Annotated in this window: 15 protein-coding genes; 5 read left to right on the top strand and 10 right to left on the bottom strand. The window is 69.3% G+C overall.

Annotated elements, in window-relative coordinates:
• Window positions 1–168 precede the first annotated feature (168 nt).
• Genes BLQ91_RS32700 through BLQ91_RS32710 form a run of 3 tightly spaced genes read left to right on the top strand, consistent with a single transcriptional unit; the run spans window position 169 to window position 2,720 of the window.
• Window positions 169–957 carry an IniB N-terminal domain-containing protein gene (locus BLQ91_RS32700; protein WP_090103208.1) on the top strand — a complete coding sequence of 263 codons (789 nt, stop codon included), beginning with the start codon at window positions 169–171 and terminating at the stop codon, window positions 955–957.
• A 13-nt stretch (window positions 958–970) separates the two neighbouring features.
• Window positions 971–1,864, top strand: a complete 894-nt coding sequence (locus BLQ91_RS32705) for an NAD-dependent epimerase/dehydratase family protein (RefSeq protein WP_245733993.1) — start codon at window positions 971–973, stop codon at window positions 1,862–1,864.
• A complete protein-coding gene (locus BLQ91_RS32710; protein ID WP_090103210.1) occupies window positions 1,857–2,720 on the top strand; it encodes a 3-hydroxybutyryl-CoA dehydrogenase in 864 nt (287 codons plus the stop codon). The genes BLQ91_RS32705 and BLQ91_RS32710 overlap by 8 nt, the downstream gene beginning before the upstream one ends.
• 84 nt (window positions 2,721–2,804) lie before the next feature.
• Here BLQ91_RS32710 and BLQ91_RS32715 read toward each other — a convergent pair whose 3' ends face one another.
• From BLQ91_RS32715 to BLQ91_RS32750, 9 genes are all read right to left on the bottom strand, one after another.
• Window positions 2,805–3,380 (bottom strand): GTP-binding protein, encoded by a 576-nt coding sequence (locus BLQ91_RS32715; RefSeq protein WP_090103211.1) that lies wholly within the window; start codon window positions 3,378–3,380, stop codon window positions 2,805–2,807.
• Complete coding sequence (locus tag BLQ91_RS32720; RefSeq protein ID WP_090103213.1) at window positions 3,361–3,726, bottom strand: DUF742 domain-containing protein; 366 nt, start codon at window positions 3,724–3,726, stop codon at window positions 3,361–3,363. Before BLQ91_RS32720 ends, BLQ91_RS32715 begins: the two co-directional genes overlap by 20 nt.
• Window positions 3,726–4,160 carry a roadblock/LC7 domain-containing protein gene (locus tag BLQ91_RS32725; RefSeq protein ID WP_090103215.1) on the bottom strand — a complete coding sequence of 145 codons (435 nt, stop codon included), beginning with the start codon at window positions 4,158–4,160 and terminating at the stop codon, window positions 3,726–3,728. Before BLQ91_RS32725 ends, BLQ91_RS32720 begins: the two co-directional genes overlap by 1 nt.
• The gene (locus tag BLQ91_RS32730; RefSeq protein WP_342670679.1) at window positions 4,157–6,493 is read right to left on the bottom strand and encodes a sensor histidine kinase; all 2,337 of its coding nucleotides are present in this window, start codon (window positions 6,491–6,493) and stop codon (window positions 4,157–4,159) included. Before BLQ91_RS32730 ends, BLQ91_RS32725 begins: the two co-directional genes overlap by 4 nt.
• Window positions 6,494–6,730: 237 nt before the next feature.
• Window positions 6,731–7,645 carry an SMP-30/gluconolactonase/LRE family protein gene (locus BLQ91_RS32735; RefSeq protein ID WP_090103217.1) on the bottom strand — a complete coding sequence of 305 codons (915 nt, stop codon included), beginning with the start codon at window positions 7,643–7,645 and terminating at the stop codon, window positions 6,731–6,733.
• 100 nt (window positions 7,646–7,745) lie between these two features.
• Window positions 7,746–8,507, bottom strand: a complete 762-nt coding sequence (locus BLQ91_RS32740; protein ID WP_090103354.1) for an NYN domain-containing protein — start codon at window positions 8,505–8,507, stop codon at window positions 7,746–7,748.
• Between the two features lie 66 nt (window positions 8,508–8,573).
• Window positions 8,574–9,413: a helix-turn-helix domain-containing protein gene (locus BLQ91_RS32745; RefSeq protein WP_090103219.1), complete on the bottom strand. Its 840-nt coding sequence runs from the start codon at window positions 9,411–9,413 to the stop codon at window positions 8,574–8,576.
• A gap of 318 nt (window positions 9,414–9,731) precedes the next feature.
• Window positions 9,732–9,917 (bottom strand): hypothetical protein, encoded by a 186-nt coding sequence (locus tag BLQ91_RS40640; protein ID WP_143022925.1) that lies wholly within the window; start codon window positions 9,915–9,917, stop codon window positions 9,732–9,734.
• Window positions 9,918–10,090: 173 nt separating this feature from the next.
• Window positions 10,091–12,979, bottom strand: coding sequence for an AfsR/SARP family transcriptional regulator (locus BLQ91_RS32750; protein ID WP_176960076.1), 2,889 nt, complete (start codon window positions 12,977–12,979; stop codon window positions 10,091–10,093).
• A 262-nt stretch (window positions 12,980–13,241) separates the two neighbouring features.
• On the opposite strand from BLQ91_RS32750, the gene BLQ91_RS32755 reads away from it, so the two are divergent.
• Together BLQ91_RS32755 and BLQ91_RS32760 are read left to right on the top strand one after the other, a co-directional pair.
• On the top strand, window positions 13,242–14,447 hold the full coding sequence (locus tag BLQ91_RS32755) for a nucleotide sugar dehydrogenase (RefSeq protein WP_176960077.1): 1,206 nt from the start codon (window positions 13,242–13,244) through the stop codon (window positions 14,445–14,447).
• Window positions 14,444–15,514 carry a hypothetical protein gene (locus tag BLQ91_RS32760; protein WP_090103223.1) on the top strand — a complete coding sequence of 357 codons (1,071 nt, stop codon included), beginning with the start codon at window positions 14,444–14,446 and terminating at the stop codon, window positions 15,512–15,514. Before BLQ91_RS32755 ends, BLQ91_RS32760 begins: the two co-directional genes overlap by 4 nt.
• 73 nt (window positions 15,515–15,587) lie before the next feature.
• On the opposite strand, the gene BLQ91_RS32765 is transcribed toward BLQ91_RS32760, so the two are convergent.
• Complete coding sequence (locus BLQ91_RS32765) at window positions 15,588–17,576, bottom strand: ATP-binding protein (RefSeq protein ID WP_143022927.1); 1,989 nt, start codon at window positions 17,574–17,576, stop codon at window positions 15,588–15,590.
• Window positions 17,577–17,606 lie beyond the last annotated feature (30 nt).

The raw sequence follows: 17,606 nt of genomic DNA on the forward strand, positions 1-17,606 counted from the left end.
CCCGGCGTCCGCGCCCCGACGAGGCAGGGCATCCCCTAACAGGTGACCGCTCGCCCCTAGGGAGCCCGGCCGCCCGAGATCTAGGGCTCACACCCGATGTCCGGGGGACGTCGATCTCACTACGGTTCCCGGCGACATCCCCCGACCCGCCGTAGGAGCCCTACTTCCATGATGCAGCAGGCCACCCCGCAGCAGCCCGTTCAGCCCGCCGCCCCCGAGGCGACCGCCCCGGTCACCCCGGTGGCCGTGCCGCAGGAGGCCCAGCCGGCCACGCTGCAGGAGTTCGCCCTGAGCCTCCTGAACGACCCGGCTGCCCTGTCGGCGTTCGACCTCGACCCCGAGGGCGTCCTCAGCGCCTGCGGCCTGAGCGACATCACCCCCGGTGACGTCCAGGAGATCCTCCCGCTGGTGCTCGACGCCGCCTCGTTCGCGGACGTCGACGGCCTCGCGTCCTACAGCGCCCTCACCGGCCTCGCGAACGCCGACGCCGCCAGCGGCCTGGCCGGCGACCTGTCCGGCCACTGCGACGTGTCGAAGACCCTCGACGGCGTGACGGGCGCCGGCGACCTGTCCGGTCTGGGCGGCGTCACCGACCTCGGCACCGTCACCGACCTGTCCGGTGTCCCGGATCTGGTCGGCACCGCCGACGTGCTCGGCACGGTGACCGGCGCGGCGGACGTCGACGGCGTGCTCGGCACCGTCACCGGCGTGACCGGCGTCGTCTCCGTCGACGGGGTGCCCGGCGTGCTCGGCGCCGTCACCACCGACGTCACGACCGTCACCGACGTGGTCCACGAGGTCGTCCCGGACATCGCGCCGGTCAGCGACGTGCACGACACCGTCCACGGCGTCGTCGACAGCACCGTCGGCACCGCCGGCACCGTGCTCGGTGGCGACGTCGCCGACCTCGACCTGCTCGACGGCGTCGGTGGCCTGACCGAAGGCCTCGGCCTCTGATCTGATAGCCGGCGTGGGCAGACGAGCGTTGATCCTCGGCGGCACGGGCCTCATCGGCCGTGCCGCCGCCCGGCGTCTGCGGCAGGCGGGCTGGTCCGTCGACGCCCCCGGCCGCGAGGTGGACCGCGGCGATCCCGGGGCGTTGGCGGCCGCGCTGGGCGACGGCGCCGACCTGCTGGTCGACTGCCTCTGCTACTCGGCCCGGGACGCGCGAACGCTGGTGCCGTTGGCGCGCAAGGCCCGGTCGGTCGTGATGATCTCGACCAAGGCCGTGTACGTGGACTCCCGGGGGCGGCATGCCAACTCCGACGACCCTCCCCGCTTCGACGGCCCCGTGTCCGAGGACCGGCCGACGCTCGCCCCCGCCGTCTCGGATCCGTTCACGCGCGAGGGCTACGGGCCGAACAAGGTCGCGGCGGAGCGGACCTTGCTCGACAGCGGCCTGCCCGTCACCGTGCTGCGAGCGTCCAAAGTGCACGGTCCCGGCAACAAACGGCCGCTGGAGCGCTACTTCGTCGAACGGGTCCTGGCCGGGCACAAGGTGGTCGTGCTCGCGTCGCGCGGCGAGGGCGTGGACCACCCGACCTCCACCGCGAACCTGGCCGCGTTGATCGAGGCGGTCGCGGAGAACCCCGGCGCGCGCGTGCTGAACGCCGCCGACCCGGACGCCCCGAACGGCCTGGAGATCTCGCGGATCATCGCCCGCTCGCTGCGGCACGAGTGGCGCGAGATCCTGCTGGACCACGACCAGGCGGGCCGCCATCCGTGGAGGCGCGGCTTCGTCCTCGACACCTCGGCGGCGCGCGCACTCGGCTACGTACCCGTCGGCGACTACGCCCACACCGTCCAGGAGGCTCTCCGCGACCTCGTTTCGAGCAGGTCGTGGCAGGATCGGGCGTGTGAGTGACATTCAACGTGTGGGAATCGTCGGTTCCGGCCTCATGGGGTCCGGAATCGCCGAGGTGAGCGCCCGTGCCGGCCTCGACGTCATCGTCGTCGAGGTCAACGCGGGCGCGGCCGAGGCAGCGCAGGGGCGGATCGCCACCTCGCTGGCCAGGGGCGTCAAGTCGGGCAAGCTGAGCGAATCGGACCGCGACGCCGCGCTCGGCCGCATCCGCTTCACGACCAACATCGGCGACTTCGCCGACCGCCAGTTCGTGGTCGAGGCCGTCGCCGAGAACGAGCAGGTCAAGACCGAGGTCTTCACCGCGCTCGACAAGGTCGTGACCGACGAGGACGCCATCTTCGCGTCGAACACGTCGTCCATCCCGATCATGAAGCTCGGCATGGCCACGAACCGGCCCGAGCAGGTCATCGGCGTGCACTTCTTCAACCCGGTGCCCGTCCTGAAGCTGGTCGAGATCGTGCCGTCACTGCTGACCGGCGCCGCCACGCAGGACCGCGCCGAGGCGTTCGTGCGCGAGACCCTGCACAAGGAGGTCATCCGCTCGCAGGACCGCGCCGGCTTCGTGGTCAACGCGCTGCTGATCCCCTACCTGCTCTCGTCGATCCGCATGCTGGAGTCCGGCTTCGCCTCGGCCGACGACATCGACAACGGCATGGTGCTCGGCTGCGCCCACCCGATGGGTCCGCTGCGCCTCACCGACCTGATCGGCCTCGACACCACGAAGGCCATCGCCGAGTCGATGTACGACGAGTTCAAGGAGCCGCTGTACTCGCCGCCGCCGCTGCTGCTGCGCATGGTGGACGCGGGCCTGCTGGGCAAGAAGTCGGGCCGCGGCTTCCACAACTACGCGAAGTGATCGCGGCGAAGGCCCGCTCCGAGGAGCGGGCCTTCTGCTTCCACCACAGCGCAACGCACAGCGCAATGCACGACAACCCGGCCGCTAGACCGCCGCCAGCCGGTTCATCGAGTGCTGGATCAGCCCCACCAGCACCGCCTTCGACGACTCCCGGTTCCGCGCGTCGCACAGCACCACCGGGATCGCCTCGTCCAGGTCGAGCGCGTGCCGCACCTCGTCCACCGTGTAGTTCTGCGACCCGTCGAAGCAGTTCACGGCCACGATGAACGGGATGCCGCGGTGCTCGAAGAAGTCGATCGACGGGAACGACGAGTCGAGCCGCCGCGTGTCGACGAGGACGACGGCGCCGATCGCCCCGGTCGCCAGCTCGTCCCACATGAACCAGAACCGGTTCTGGCCCGGCGTGCCGAAGAGGTACAGCACCACCTTGGTGTTGATGGTGATGCGGCCGAAGTCCAGGGCGACGGTGGTGGTGTCCTTGCCCTCGATGCCCGCGAGGTCGTCGACGTGCACGCCGGCCTCGGTGAGCAGCTCTTCTGTCCGGAGCGGCGGGATCTCGGACACCGACGCGACCATCGTGGTCTTGCCGGTGCCGAACCCGCCCGCGATGACGATCTTGACCGCGGTCGGCACGGTCAGCTCAGATGCCACGAACACCATCCAGTACGGCCTGCAGGAGATCCCTGTCCGGGATCTTGGGGGAAGAGGTCTGCACGAGCACGTCACCCCGCTCGATGAGGTCCGACAGCAGGACCTTCACGACGACGAGCGGGACGTCGAGGTAGGCGGCGACCTCGGCGACCGAGAGCGGGCGTGCGCACAGGGCCATGATCTCGCGATGTTCGACCGTCAGCGACGTCTGGTCGGACGCAAACGCGGCGGCCCGGACCTGCGTCACGAGGTGCAGGTCGGGCGCGTTCGGCCGGGTGCGGCCGCGCACCATCGCGTAGGGCCGCACCAGCGGCCCCGCGGCCTCGTCGTACCACCAGTCGTCCCGCGCGCTCATCAGCGCGACTCACGCGCCGAGGGGACGGTGGCGGTCTCCGCGCGCGGTGCGGACGACAGGTACGTTCCCACGCGCTTGACCAGCATGTTCATCTCGTACGCGATCATGCCCATATCGGCGTCCTCCTCGCCCAGGACGGCCAGGCAGGCGCCGTGCCCGGCAGCGGTCACGAACAGGTAGGCGTGCTCCATCTCGACGATGGTCTGGCGCACCGCACCGCCGCCGAAGTGGCGGCCGGTGCCGCGGGCGAGCGACTGGAACGCCGACGCCATCGCGGACAGGTGCTCCGAGTCGTCGCGGGACAGCCCGGCCGAGCGGCCGAGCAGGAGTCCGTCCGCCGACAGCACGACCGCGTGGCGGGCGCCGACCACGCGCTGGATCAGGTCCTCCAGCAACCAGTTCAGTTCGCCGTGCTGGTTGGTGTTGTCCTTCATGACGAGGGGGCTCCTTCTGATCTCCAGTCATCGGTCAGCCTGGCGTCACGGGTGCCGCGCTGGAACGCGGCGAGCCCGTCACGGGTCCGCTCGGCCGACCTTTCGCCGGTCACCGGCTCGGCGTGGGGCGGCGGTTCCTCCGACGGGTGCACGAGCTGCGGCGCGAGGTTCTGCCGCTTCTTCCTGCGGGGAAGGGGTGCCTTCCCGTCTCCCGTGGGAGGGGGTGCCGCTGGGGGTGGTTCGTCCGCTGGTGCACCTGTCCCGGCAACGTCGGCGGGCGCCAAGGCGTTCAGTCCCGCGTGCAGGGCCTCGAGCCCCTCGGGCGTGACCGTGATCGGGAAGCTCGGGTGGTCCTCGGCGTGGCCGTGGTGCCGGACGTGCGACGACCGCACCGGCGGCATCTGCGTGGTCTCGGTGATGTCGTGCGGGGCGACGATGTTCGGCGGCAGGACGCACAACGCAACGGTGCCACCGTAGGGCGAGTCGCGCAGCTCGACCTTGATGCCCCGCCGCGCCGCGAGCCGGGCGACGACGAAGAGCCCCAGCCGGGACTCGCCGCGGAAGGCCATCGTCTCGAAGTCCGGCGGGTTGGAGAGCTTCGCGTTGGCCTGCAGGCGTTCCTCCTGCGTGAGGCCGAGGCCGTGGTCCTCGATCTCGACCACGATCCCGTGCGGCACCGCGTTGGAGTGGATGACCACCTCCGACCGCGGCGACGAGAACGCCGTCGCGTTGTCGACGAGCTCCGCCAGCAGGTGGATGGTGTCGGCGACGGCGACGCCCACGAGCGCGCGGTCGGGCACCGGGTTGACCCGGACGCGGACGTACTGCTCGGTCTCGGCGACCGCGGACCGGATGACGTCGCTCAGGCGCACCGGCTTGCGCCACTGCCTGCCCGGCTGCTCCCCCGCGAGGATGATCAGGTTCTCGGCGTTGCGGCGCGCGCGGGTCGCCAGGTGGTCGAGCTGGAAGAGCGCGTCGAGCTGCTCGGGGTGCTCCTCCTCGCGCTCCAGCCTGTCGAGGATCTTGAGCTGGCGGTGCACGAGCCCCTGGTTGCGGTGCGCGATGTCGAGGAAGACCCGGTTGACGCCCTCGCGGGCCTGCGTCTCCTTGACCGCCGCCGCGACCGCCGTGTACTGGGCGGTGTTGAACGCGTCGGCGACCTGGCCGATCTCGTCGTTGCCGTAGTCCAGCGGCGGCATGTCGCGGTGGACGTCCACCTGCTCGCCGCCGCGCAGCCGCGCCACGATGTGCGGCAGCCGTTCCTGGGCCAGCCGCAGGGTGTCCTCGCGCAACGACGTGAGCCGCGTGATCAGCGCCCTCGACACGAGCCGGTTCGAGATGCGCAGCGCCAGCACGATGCCGACCACGACCGCGAGCAACGCGATCAGGCTGCCGATCAGCACCGCGGCCACCCGGCTGTCGGCCTTGTCGAGACCGAGGTCGGCCGCGTCACGCGCCTGCCGGACGGCGAGCCCGACGAGGTTGTCGTGCACGGGACCGGCCGCCGAGCGCCACTGGCGGTCGGTCACCGACCGGTCGCTGTTGATGATCCGGCCCTCGAGGTCGAGCAGCGTCCGGTACTCGGTGCTGCCGCGCAGCGCGTCGTACTGGCCCTTCGCCTGTTCCAGCGCGAACGGGATCGTGGAGTCGAGGCTCGAGTGGTAGGCGCCGACGAGCCGGGAGAACTCGACGCGCTCGGCCGGGGTGAACGTGCCGTTGAGCAGCCCGCGCGACCCGACCGTGGTGCCCCGCGACAGCCAGTCCGCGGCCTGGAAGATCGTGACGGCCTGGACGTTCGCCTGGCCCGCCTCCGCGTCCGGCACGAGCCGCGCCTGCCGTGCCAGCAGGGCGACGCCCGAGTCGAGCAGGCTGTTGTAGTAGTCGTAGACCGCCTGCGGGCTCGCCGTCCGCGCCTCGACGCGCGAACGCTGCTGCGGCAGCTCGTTCAGCGCGGAGTCGAGCGCGGAGATCCGGTCGGCGACGTCCTGGGGCGCGTCGTCCGCGAGGTCGGCGAACGCGTCCCTCATCTTCCGCACGGCCTCGTCGGTCCGGCCGTGCTGGTTCTTCAGCTCGCCGGTGTCCCCGGCACCGCTGAGCAGTTCGAGGCTCAGCCCGCGTTCCTCCTGCAGCCCCGCGAACGCCTCGACGGACGGGATCGCCGCGCCCTTCACCCCGGCCGCGACGGAGCGCATGTAGAAAACGTCGAAAAGGGTGTAAGAGGAGAAAACGGCCCACATGACGAGGAGCACGACGCTCGGAACGACCACGACACCGGCCAGCCGCGACCGAATGGTCCGGTAGTCGGTCGGTGTGTAACCGCTCTTCTCGTTCACAGCGCTCTCACGGTCTCCTGTGTCCCACGGCTAGCGCTGCGGGTTACCTGAGTAACTCCTTCGGCTGCATTAAAGTTACGGCGAGTGATCATCGTTACCCGATGACAGCGATCACACGCGGTATGCGGTTGGCAGGCTACCCAGTCGAGTGAGTGAAGCAACACCCGGTACGGGGGTTCTCACAAGGCAAGAACCCCCGTACGGACTAGTTCTGCCGCCGGTTCCGCTCCCCCGTCCCTAAGGACGCTCGATCGCGACGACGGTGTAGGTCGTCTCGGGCGTCGGAGGAGTCGTGAAGCGGGCATTCGGCAGGTAGAGGCGTTTGCCGAACGCGGCGACCGTCGTGGGAACGTCGAAACGGGCATCCGTGCGTTCTGCGGCGAGCGCTGCCCCATCACGGCTCAACGTGTAACGCGCGACTTTGTTGAGCCTGTTTTGCACCACGTACAGCTGCCGCCCCTCGCGCAACAGTCCGTCACCATTGGTGAGTGTTTGACCGTTCAAATTGATCTCGGCCGTTTTCCCGCTCCGGCGATCGACCCCGAACAGCTTTCCGGTGTTGCTCTGCACGACGATCAGCCCGCCGTCGAGTCCGGTGACGATGCCGTTGAGGTTCGTCGCGCCGGGCGTGATGACGAGGTCGCCGGTCAGGGCGAGCGTGCGGTGCGGCTCGAGGCTCAGCGGCACTTCGTAGAGCACCGCCTTGCGCGAGTCGGTGAACCACGCCGACCTCTCGGTCAGCACGACGTCGTTGACGAACGTGTCCGCGGTCGCGAACTGGAACTTCGCCAGCAACGCACCACTTCGCGTGTCGTAGACCCGTGCGTCGCCGCCGACGCCACCGGCGACCCAGAGCCGCTTGCGCGAGTCGACCTTCAGGCCGAGCGACGGGGTGCCGGGCCCCTTCGCGAGCACCTCGCCCCGGCCCGTGCGCAGGTCCGCCGCGTAGATCGACCCGTCGGCCCGCGACCCGAAGTACGCCGTGGTGCCGCTGATCGCGATGCCTTCCGGTTGCCACCCGTCGGGCAGCGAGAACTCGGTGGGGAAGCTCCCGGGACGGGAGTGCCCGGAACCGTCCGCGGTGGCCGGCGCCGCGATGACGAGCGTGACGCCCAGGACCGCCGCGAGCAGGACACCGAATCTGCGGTACATGCCGCCTCCTTGTCGGATTGGGGTGCCCTCGATCCTTCTCCAGCCTGGCGGCAGAACCGGAGTTTCCTCAGCAATCCGACATCTCCACAGCTCAGCGCTCTCAGCCGACGGGACGCCGCCGCTTGTCGCGGGTGTAGATGATCGCCGACTTGCCTTCCCCCGGGCTGCGGCGCTCCAGCTCGAACAGCGTCGTCGCGGTGATCAGGTCGCTGAGCTTGGTGTAGCCGTAGGTGCGGGAGTCGAAGTCCGGCCGCTGCTTGGTGATGATGTTGCCCACCGACCCCAGCGCCGCCCAGCCGTCGTCGTCGGACGCGGCCTCGACGGCGTTGCGCAGCTGGTTCACGAGCGCGCTGTTGGCCTTGAGCTGCGCGGCCGCCGTCGCGGTCTTCTGCTTGGGCGCGATCTCCTCTGGCGTGGTCGCGCTGGTCAGGTTCTCGATGTAGACGAACTTGTCGCAGGCCGCCACGAACGGCTGGGGCGTCTTGCGCTCGCCGAACCCGTAGACGATGAGACCGGACTCGCGCAGCCGCGCGGCGAGCCGGGTGAAGTCGCTGTCGCTCGACACGATGCAGAACCCGTCGAAGCGCTCGGAGTACAGCAGGTCCATGGCGTCGATGACCATCGCCGCGTCCGTGGCGTTCTTGCCGGTCGTGTACGCGAACTGCTGGATGGGCTGGATCGACTGCGCGAGCAGGTGCTCCTTCCAGCCCTTGAGGTTCGTGCCGGTCCAGTCGCCGTAGGCCCGCTTCACGTGCGCGGTGCCGTACTTGGCCACCTCGGCGAGCAGGTCTTCGGTGATCGAGGGCCGCGCGTTGTCCGCGTCGATCAGCACCGCGAGCCTGGCTGTGTTCTCGCCGACCACGACCTGCACACCTCCGTCGTTCGTTCACCCGGTCGGCGTCATCGTCGCACGCCCCGCCCCGGCGGCTCACAGCTCGGCCGCCGCCTCGGCGATCAGCTCCAGCGACTCCCCGTCGCCGAGCGCTACCTGACGCAGCCCGGCGAACCGCCGCGCGCACAGGTCGACCAGCCCTTGGTCTTCGACGTACGCACCCCTGATGAACGACTCGAAGTAGACGACGTCGTCGTGCTGGCGGTGCGGGAACCCCAGCAACGTGAACGGCGACCCCATCGCGGGATACGCCCCCACGCCACGCGGCACGATCCGCAGGCTCACAGAGGGGTCCTCGCTGAGTTCCATGAGGTGCAACAGCTGGGCCTTCATCACCCTCGGTCCCCCGACGACCTGCCGCAGGACCGCCTCGGGGAACACCGCCTGCACCGCAAGCGGATCCTTGTCCTTCAACCGTTCGGCACCCGACTCACGCACACGGTCGACCACCGCGGCGCGAGCGGGGTCGTCCGCCCGCGCCACCGCGTTCGAGTAGTCAGCGAGCTGGAACACCGCCGGCACCAGGTCGGTCGTGAAAGCACGCAGGGACGTGGCCTCGAACACCAGGTGCGCGAAGTCCGCAGTCGGGTCGAACAGCTCGGGACGGCGTGGCTTCGAACGTCTGCGCTCCGCGTATTGGGCCTGCAGCACGACCTCCTGCCACTGCGCGGCCGGCACGCGGTAGACGTAGCCCAGCGCCATGATGTCCACGGGCGTCGACGGCTGCACCGCGTTCTCCATCGTCGACAGCTTCGCGCTGCTGAACCCCACTCGCACGCCCGCCTCGGTGAGGCTGAACCCCCGTTCATTGCGCCACGAGGCCAAGCTGCGCCCAATCGCACGTTCAAGCGTCGTCGCGCGGAAATCCTTAGGCATGGAGCAGAGGATAGGACGAATTGATGAGCGATCGAACGACACCCATGTGGACAACCCTTTAGAGCCCCCGTTCGGGTTTTCGGGGCCTCACCTGGACTTTCAGTGTCCTAAGAGGTGGTTCACACCCTACGACACAGGGCATCATCATCGACGTGCACACAGCCAGAGAGGACCACACGGCGCTATAGAGAACTTTAATTTTGGAACCGCAATTCCAGCCGTATCGAGATGCGGATGCCTCGGTCGGCTAGCGAGCGCGTAATGTAAAACGTCCTGTCCCCGGTGGCCGCCGGGGACAGGACGTGGGTGAAGCAACGGCTAGTTGAGCACCGCTGGTGTGGATCCCCACTTCATGGAGTCCGTGCCGCACTCTGGACCGAGTGCACGGACGGTGGGTTCGCTCACCTGCTCGGCGGCCGCAGCGTTCGCCTGCGTGCTGCCGAGCATTCCGGCGATCACGGCCGCCCCTAGTACAGCGCTGAGGCGCACTGTTGTAATGATCATGCGCGGATGATGCCAGGACGGCACTGAGACGTGCGTCACCGGGGTAGCGCAGAGCGACCGCCACCCATTGGAGTAGCCGGTACGGCCAACCTTCCCGATCCGATCGTCGGCTGTCCAGGACGCCACGCCCGTTCAGGCACACCTGAGGTAGAGGACCAATCGATTGGGTGAAATTACTCCACCCAACCGTTGTCGAACCGCACAACGGTGTCGTCCACGCGCGAGAGGGGCAGGACCGGAACGCTCAGCGCCACCTGCTCGTCGAGCTGAGCGGCGACGGAGTGGGCGCGTTCGTCGCCTATGTCGCGGTAGGCCCTGTAAGCCTCTTCGAGGTGCTCGATCGAGGTGTCGCGCTCGCCGGCCTTCCACGCGAGCTGGGCCAGCAGGTCGTGCGAGCGCGCTTCGAGCTCCCGGTCGAGTCCGGCGCAGAGCTCCAACGCCTCGGTCGCGTAGGTCAACGCGCGCCCGGCGTCGTCGTGATCTCGCGCGATCACGGCCAACACCAGCCGCGCGTCGGCCTGTCCCGGCAGGCAGTGCGCCTGCACGTACCGCAGGACGGCTTCGTGGCAGTTCGTCCGTGCGGAGAAGTCGTCACCGCTCTCCCGTGCCAACCGCGCCAGTTCGACGAGCGAGTCGGCTTCCCCCTTGTAGTCACCGGTGCGCTGACGGATCAGGCGTGCCTGGACGAGGTGGGCGGCCGCCTCGTCGAGCCTGCCTCCCCCGCGGCACGCGACGCCCATGCGGTGCAGGATTCCCGACCGGGTGTCCTCGAACCCGTCCGCGAGATCGAGCGCCTCCTGGTACAGCTCGAGTGCCCTGGGCACGTTGCTCGCGCCACGCAGGCAGTCGGCCTTGTTGCGCAGCAGCACGGCCAGCGTCTCGGGGTCGTCATGATCGCCAAGGACCCGTTGCGCCCGTTCGAGCAGGCGGTCCGCAGCTGCGTAGTCGTGCAGCTTGATGTGGAAGTGCGCGAGGTTCGAGAGAGTGTCGGCCTCGGGCAGGACGTCGCCGTTGAGCCGGGCGGCCTCCGCGCCGGCGGTCATCATCGCGACCACTTCGTCGTAGTGGCCGTAGCGCGAGAAGAGCTCGCCCGCACCGTTCGCTATACGCCACACGTAACCCGGCTGAGGTGAGCTCCGCAGCACACCGACGATGCTCGCCTTCTCCTTGGCGATCCACCTGGCGACCGCGTCCTCATCGGCGAACTGCAACGGCCGCACCCCGTCGGCCAGGGGCAGCATCGGCACGGCGTCGCGATATCCGAACACCATGCGATCGGCGTTGTTGACCGTGTGCAGGTACCAGCTCATGAGTCGGGTGACGGCACCGTCGCGCTCGGTTCGCGGCCCGTCGTGCGCGAGCCGGTCGGCCGCATACTCCCGTAGCAGGTCGTGCATCCGGTAGCGATCTCCGTCGACGGTGTCCACGAGCCGCTTCCACATCAGCTCGTCGGCGAGCGCACGGGCACGCTCGATCGGCAGTCCGGCCAACGCGGCGACCACCGGCAGCGGGATCTCGTGGAAGGGGTGCAACCCGAACAACCGGAAGACGTGGGCCTGCTCCGGCGACAGCGCACGGTAAGAGCGCTCTAACTCGGCGCTGATGCCGTTGTGCTGCAGGGACAACAACGTTCTGCCATCCGTCAGCGAGACGAGCAGATCCGCGAGGGACCTGTCCGGCTGCGCGGCGACGTGCTCCCCCATCAGCTGCATCACCAACGGCATGCCGCCAGTCCGCTCGGCGAGGCGCGCCACGAGGTCGGGTGCGGCGGCGGCTCGGGCCCCGAGCCGGTCGTGCAGCCACCCCGCGATCTCCTCGTTGCCCAACGGCAGAACGGTGAACGCGCGGGCTTGATGGCGCAACACGAGACCGCTCATCCTCGCACGGCTCACCACCAGGACCACGCTGGTCGCCAGGGCGGGCAGCAGCGGCTCCACGCCGGTGACGTCGTCGAGCACGATGAGCATCCGCCGTGTCGCCAGCAGTTCGCGGAGACGAGCGATGCGCGCGGGCAAGGACGGGATCGACTCGATCGGCACGAGGAGTGCTGTCAGCAGGTCAGCGACCACTTCCGAGCCATCGGCGTGGGAGGCGAACCAGCAGCCGTCGGGGAACCGCTGGCTCACCCGATGCGCCCAGTGCACGGCTAGCGTTGTCTTCCCGATGCCGGGCTGACCGTCCACGGTGATCAGGCGCGGTGTCGCCCCCGGCGGCACCAAGGCGTCCAGTTCGGACAGCAGGTGCTCGCGCCCGACGAAGACGTCGACGTCGCGCGGCAGGTAACGCGGTCCCGGCGACCTGGCCGCGGTGGCCTGTTCGTGCCGGACGCGCAGTCGTTCGTGCAGGGCGTTCAGTTCCACTTCGGACCCGTCGCCGATCTCCTCGACGATCCTGCGCCGGATCCGCACCAGGTAACTCAAGGCTTCTTGAGCGCGCTGCAGTCCGTACAACGCGGTGAGCCGGTGCTTGGCGAGGAGTATTTCCAGGTCGAGTTCCGGAGGGATTTCGTCGAGGTGGTCAAGCATCCGCGTGTAGTTGCCGAGCTTGCCCAGCCCGTAGAGCAACGCGTGGGAGGCGCTCAGGTAGTGGTTGCGCACGAGGTGATCGCGGCGACGAGCCGCCAAGTCACCTTCGAGGTCGGCGAGCGGTTCGTCGCCCCACAACTCCAGGGCCTGCTCGACCAGTTCGCACGCGGCCTGGTGATCGGTGCCGCCGATCGCGCGGGCCCGGTCCACGAGTCTGCGGAAGACGTGCAGGTCGATCAACGACTTGTCGACTTCGAGGCGGTAGCAACGTTCCTCGTTGCGCAACGAGAACCGCACACCGGAACGCTGCAACGCGGCGCGAACACTGGTGATCGCCGTCTGGACCGTCGGGTACAGGTTGGCAGGACGGCGGTCGGGCCACACCCAGTCCGCGATCGTGTTCACCGAAATGGCGTTGCCCGCATTCAGCAACAGTACGGCGAGCACGCCACGGGCCTTCGGTTTTCCCCAATCCACCACGAACTCGCCATCGACGCGCACGCGCGTCCGACCGAGGATCCTGAATGCGATCTCCATCGGCGCCATCCCTCCCCGGATGCACCCTTCCGATGAGCAGTGTGCCGGGTTCCAGCGAGGCGATCCAGGTTTGTTGTCGTTTCGAGTCACTTATTGGCCATCAATCACGGAAAGCTATCGGAAAGCCGTTCCAGTCCACCTCGTGCGGAAGACGATCATTTCAAGCGCTCTTACCTGCACGTTCAGCAATGAGCGGGCAACGCGGAAAGGGGAGGGACAGAACCACGTTCCAACCTGGTGCCACCTCGACAAGGGAGGCCAAATGGACACCGTCGTCATCGGGCTCGGATTCACCGGGTTGCCCGTCGCCGTCGCCGCCGCGACGGCGGATCTGCACGTGCTCGGCGTAGACGCCAGCGCCAGCCGCATCCACGACATCGCCACCGGTGCGCCGGGATGCGGGCTCACCACCGTCGACGAGACCGCGCTCGCCGGAGCACTCCGGTCCGGCCGGTTGTCGCTGAAGCACAACGAGATCGTCGCGGCCGACAATTACGTGTTGTGCGTACCGACGCCGCCCGACCGCCACGGCGGACTCGACACCACAATGCTCGTCAACGCCGCGGACCGCGTCGGAGCGGTGCTGCCGAAGGGCGCGCTGGTGATCATCCAAAGCACCTGCGAGCCCGGGACGGTCGACCAGTTGCTGAGCGCACGGCTCGCGACGGCGTCGGGTCTGCGGCCCGGCACCGACTTCCACCTTGCGCACTCGCCGGTGCGCACCGATCCCGGCAGCACCGCCTCGGCTCCGAGGGTCGTCGCCGGCCTCACCTCCGCTTGCGCCGACCGCGCCACCGAGCTGTTGCGGCGGCTGTCCGCCGAGGTCGTCACGGTGAGCACCTTACGGGCAGCGGAGCTCACCAAGGTGTTCGAGAACACCTTCCGCCTGGTCAACATCTCGCTCGCCAACGAGCTCCACGCCCTGTGCCGGGCTCAAGGCGTGGACGTGCACGAGGTGATGGACGCGGCGGGCAGCAAGCCCTTCGGGTTCCTGCCGCACCGGCCGAGTCCCGGCGCGGGTGGCGACTGCATCCCCGTGTCCGCAGGCTTCTTCGCCGCGAACGCGCGGAGGTACGGCTTGCATTCCCCAGTCGTCGACGCGGCGATCACGGTGAACAACTCCATGCCGGCGCACACCCTGCACCGCGTCCGGGTGAAGCTCGCCGAGCTCGGGCTGCCCATGCGACACGTCCACGTGCTCGGTGTGACCTACAAGCCCGGTGTGGCGAACGTGAGGCAGTCCCCGGCGCTGCGGATGATCAACGAGCTGAGCCGGGAGGCCGTCGTCACCTACCACGACCCTCTCGTCCCCGAACTGTTGCTGGACAATGGCACCAGGCTCACCAGCCAACCGGTGGACACCGCTGCGGACGTGGTGCTGGTCATGGCGGGACGCACTTCCGCGCCACACCGCACGTCGGCTCCGGTGATCGACTGCACGGCTGGCGACGCCGTGCCGGCCGCGTGAGCGCCGTGTGGGTGGACGCGCCGGTCGGCCCCAAGGCAGCCCGGCGGGTGACCGTGGCGGGCTGCAGATCCGTACTCGTCCTGGTGCCGCACATCGTCGCCGGCACACGCCTCATGGACGTGCTCGAGCTGTTGAAGGCAGATCAGCGGGTCCAGGTCGTCTCGACGGTGCCTGACACACACGGCATCTCCTTCGGCACGAGTGAGTTCCTGCAACGCCAGGGCGTTCTCACCCTGCCGTGGAGCCAGGCGACCGGTGTGGAGTTCGACCTCGTGCTGGCGGCCAGCCGCCGCGACCTCGAACACGTCCTCGGCCCGGTGCTGGTGTTGCCGCACGGCGCGGGAGCGTTGAAATCACGGCGGCTCACCGGTCACGGCCTCGACCGCCACGAACTGATGCGCGGTGGCCGGGTGACCGCGGCGGCCCTGGTCCTCAGCCACGACGACGAACTGGAGGTGCTCGAGCGCTCGTGCCCGGAGGCGGTACCGCACGCGGTAGTCGCTGGTGACCTGTGTCTGGACCGGATGCGAGCCAGTCTGCCCCGCCGGGCCGCCTACCGGGCGGCGCTGGGCGTGGCGCCGGACGAGCACCTGGTCACGATCAGCTCGACGTGGCGGCCGGACTCGACGTTCGGGAGCAGGCAGGAGCTGTACCGCGGTGGTGACTTCCGCAAGGCGGTGGTGATCCACCCCACGACGTGGTCCGTGCACGGGCCGTGGCAGGTCCGGGCGTGGCTGGCTGACCGTCCCGACCTGATCGTCATTCCTCCCGATGAGGGGTGGAGGGCGGCGGTGATCGCGAGCGACCGCGTGATCGGTGACCACGGCAGCGTCACGCAGTACGCGGCCGCGGTCGGTGTACCGGTCGAGCTCGCCACACGGGCTCCGGTGCGACCCGGCAGCCTCGCGGACCTCCTCGCCCGCGGCACGCCCGACATCGCCTCTTCGCTCAGTTCACGGCTCGACCAGGCAGCGGGACTGCTGCGTGCCTCGATGTACCGGCTGCTGCGGCTGCCGGAGCCTGCCCACGAGGCCCGCGCGGAACCTGTGGCGGCCCACCATGCCTGACCGCTGGGTCATCGCGAGATCGGGCACGCGCCTGGCAGGTGTCGCGGACGTGGTCTTCTGCCCGCCGGGCACGTCACCGTTCGCGGCTCTGCGGGACCACCCCGGTTGCACCGCCGTCCTGGTCGAGCAGAGCCTGAATGCGCACGGCCTGTGGATCGGTCTCGTCGTGGTAGCACGCGAGCGCGGCCAGCCGGTGCGGGCGCGGGTCGTCGGCCAGCTCGGCGAGTTCGAGGTGTACGTCGGCGAGATGCATCGGTGAGCGGCTGAGCCGGTCGAGTGCGGAGTCGAGCAACGCCCGCGCCCGCTCCGGCTGACCGCCCAACCGGCAGGCCCTCGCGAGGAACGTCCGCGTGCGGGCCTGCTCGGCGGCTTCCGCCAGTAGCGAGTCGGCGAGTTCCAGCTCAGCGATCGCCTCGGGGTAGCGACCGAGCTCCACGAGCGCCTCACCGATGCGGCGCCTCGCCTGACCCCGGCCCCGGTCCCGGGTGCGCAACGCGAGCGCCGCACGGTAAAGCTCCAACGCCCGTTCCGGCTCACCGCGTTCCCTGCACACGCGGCCGAGCAGGGTCAGCGCCGTCGACCTGCTGGGCGGGTCGTCCAGCTCCAGCACGGCCTCCAGCTCCGAGACAGCCTCGTCCAGCGCACCGGTGTTGATCAACGCCAGCGCGAGCTTGGTCCGCAGCCGCGCCTGGGCGACGAGCTCACCGCACGCTCCTGCCGCCGCGACGCCGAGCCGGTAGGTTGAGATCCAGTCGTTGTACAGGTGGTGATGTGTGAACAACGCCCACAACGGCTCGCACAACTGCCACCGCAGCTCAGCGGGAGCGACTTCGACGGCGCGAACGAGGTTCTCCCGTTCCAGGACGAGCCAGTCCATCGCGTCTTCCGGTGTCGAGTACGCGTCCTTGCGCGCCGAGGCGTACACCGGCCCGGTCCGCAAACTGTCGGGCGCCACGACGTGATCGGCCTCGACGGCTCGTGTCAGGTACCACTCGACCGCTCTGCGCACGGCGGCTTCGCCACCGGGATCGGCCTTGCTCCGCGCGTGCACCCGCAACAGGTCGTGGTACCGGAACCGGTCGTCACCAGCCTCGCTCAGCAACGACTTCTCGACGAGGTCCTCGAGCGCGTCCTCCACGTCGTACTCGGGTTCTTCGATCATCGCGGCTGCCACGGACACGTCGAAGTGTGCGCCGGGGTGCCAGGCGCACAGGCGGTACAGCCGGGCCTGCCGTTCCGGGAGGTCCACATAGGACAGGTCCAGCACCGACCGGACCGAGGCGGACTCGTCGAGCTCGGGCAGCCTGTCGTCTCGCAAGTCGACCACCTCGCGCTCGAACGTTCGACGCGGCCGCGTCGACAACCGCGCCCCCACCACGGACAGCGCGATGGGGAGTCCCCCGCACAGCCGGGCGACCTCCCGCACCGCATCCGGTTCTCGTGCGAGCCTTCCCGGGCCCACGACGGTTTCGAAGAACTCGATCGACTCCTCGACGTTCATCGGCGCGACGTCCACGAACCGCGCACCGTCCAGCCCCAGAGGACTGAGCCGCCAGCGGCTGGTGATGACGACCGTGCCCGACGCCGGCAGCAACGGACGGACCTGGGCCGCGCTCGCGACGTTGTCGAGGAGAAGGGACAACCGGCGCCGGTCCGTGACGGACCGGAACAGCGCGGCGCGGCGCGCGAGCTGCGGCGGGATCTCGCCCACGCCGAGGGCGTGGAGGAACCCCTCCAGCACGTCCTCAGGGGAACCGGGTCCGTTCTCCGCATGGGCACCGAGATCGGCGTAGAGCTGTCCGTCGGGGAACGCGGACCGCCGATCTTGGAGCCACCGCAACGCCAGCGATGTCTTGCCGACTCCTCCTGGGCCGCTCAACACCACCAGATCGCCGAGTCGGATCGCGGCCAGCTCGGCCTCCCTGTTCACGAAGCACCGCGGCGCCGGCGGTAGCTGGAACGGTGGGGGCACCTCACGCCACGGTGAGTGGAAGTGCACGTCCCGAACGGTCCCCGCTTGCACGACGTTCCCGGCGCTGCCGCTCATGATGTTCTTCGTCACCGGCACCTCCCCGACATGTCGAAGCTACGG

This window comes from Lentzea jiangxiensis, from assembly GCF_900104175.1.
Taxonomy (GTDB): Bacteria; Actinomycetota; Actinomycetes; order Mycobacteriales; family Pseudonocardiaceae; genus Lentzea; species Lentzea jiangxiensis.

Excerpts from the sequence above, each read along its gene's own strand:
- BLQ91_RS32700 (WP_090103208.1), top strand. The coding sequence starts at position 169 with ATGATGCAGCAGGCCACCCCGCAGCAGCCCGTTCAGCCCGCCGCCCCC.
- BLQ91_RS32715 (WP_090103211.1), bottom strand. The coding sequence starts at position 3,380 with ATGGTGTTCGTGGCATCTGAGCTGACCGTGCCGACCGCGGTCAAGATC.
- BLQ91_RS32720 (WP_090103213.1), bottom strand. The coding sequence starts at position 3,726 with ATGAGCGCGCGGGACGACTGGTGGTACGACGAGGCCGCGGGGCCGCTG.
- BLQ91_RS32725 (WP_090103215.1), bottom strand. The coding sequence starts at position 4,160 with ATGAAGGACAACACCAACCAGCACGGCGAACTGAACTGGTTGCTGGAG.
- BLQ91_RS32735 (WP_090103217.1), bottom strand. The coding sequence starts at position 7,645 with ATGTACCGCAGATTCGGTGTCCTGCTCGCGGCGGTCCTGGGCGTCACG.
- BLQ91_RS32745 (WP_090103219.1), bottom strand. The coding sequence starts at position 9,413 with ATGCCTAAGGATTTCCGCGCGACGACGCTTGAACGTGCGATTGGGCGC.
- BLQ91_RS40640 (WP_143022925.1), bottom strand. The coding sequence starts at position 9,917 with ATGATCATTACAACAGTGCGCCTCAGCGCTGTACTAGGGGCGGCCGTG.
- BLQ91_RS32750 (WP_176960076.1), bottom strand. The coding sequence starts at position 12,979 with ATGGAGATCGCATTCAGGATCCTCGGTCGGACGCGCGTGCGCGTCGAT.
- BLQ91_RS32755 (WP_176960077.1), top strand. The coding sequence starts at position 13,242 with ATGGACACCGTCGTCATCGGGCTCGGATTCACCGGGTTGCCCGTCGCC.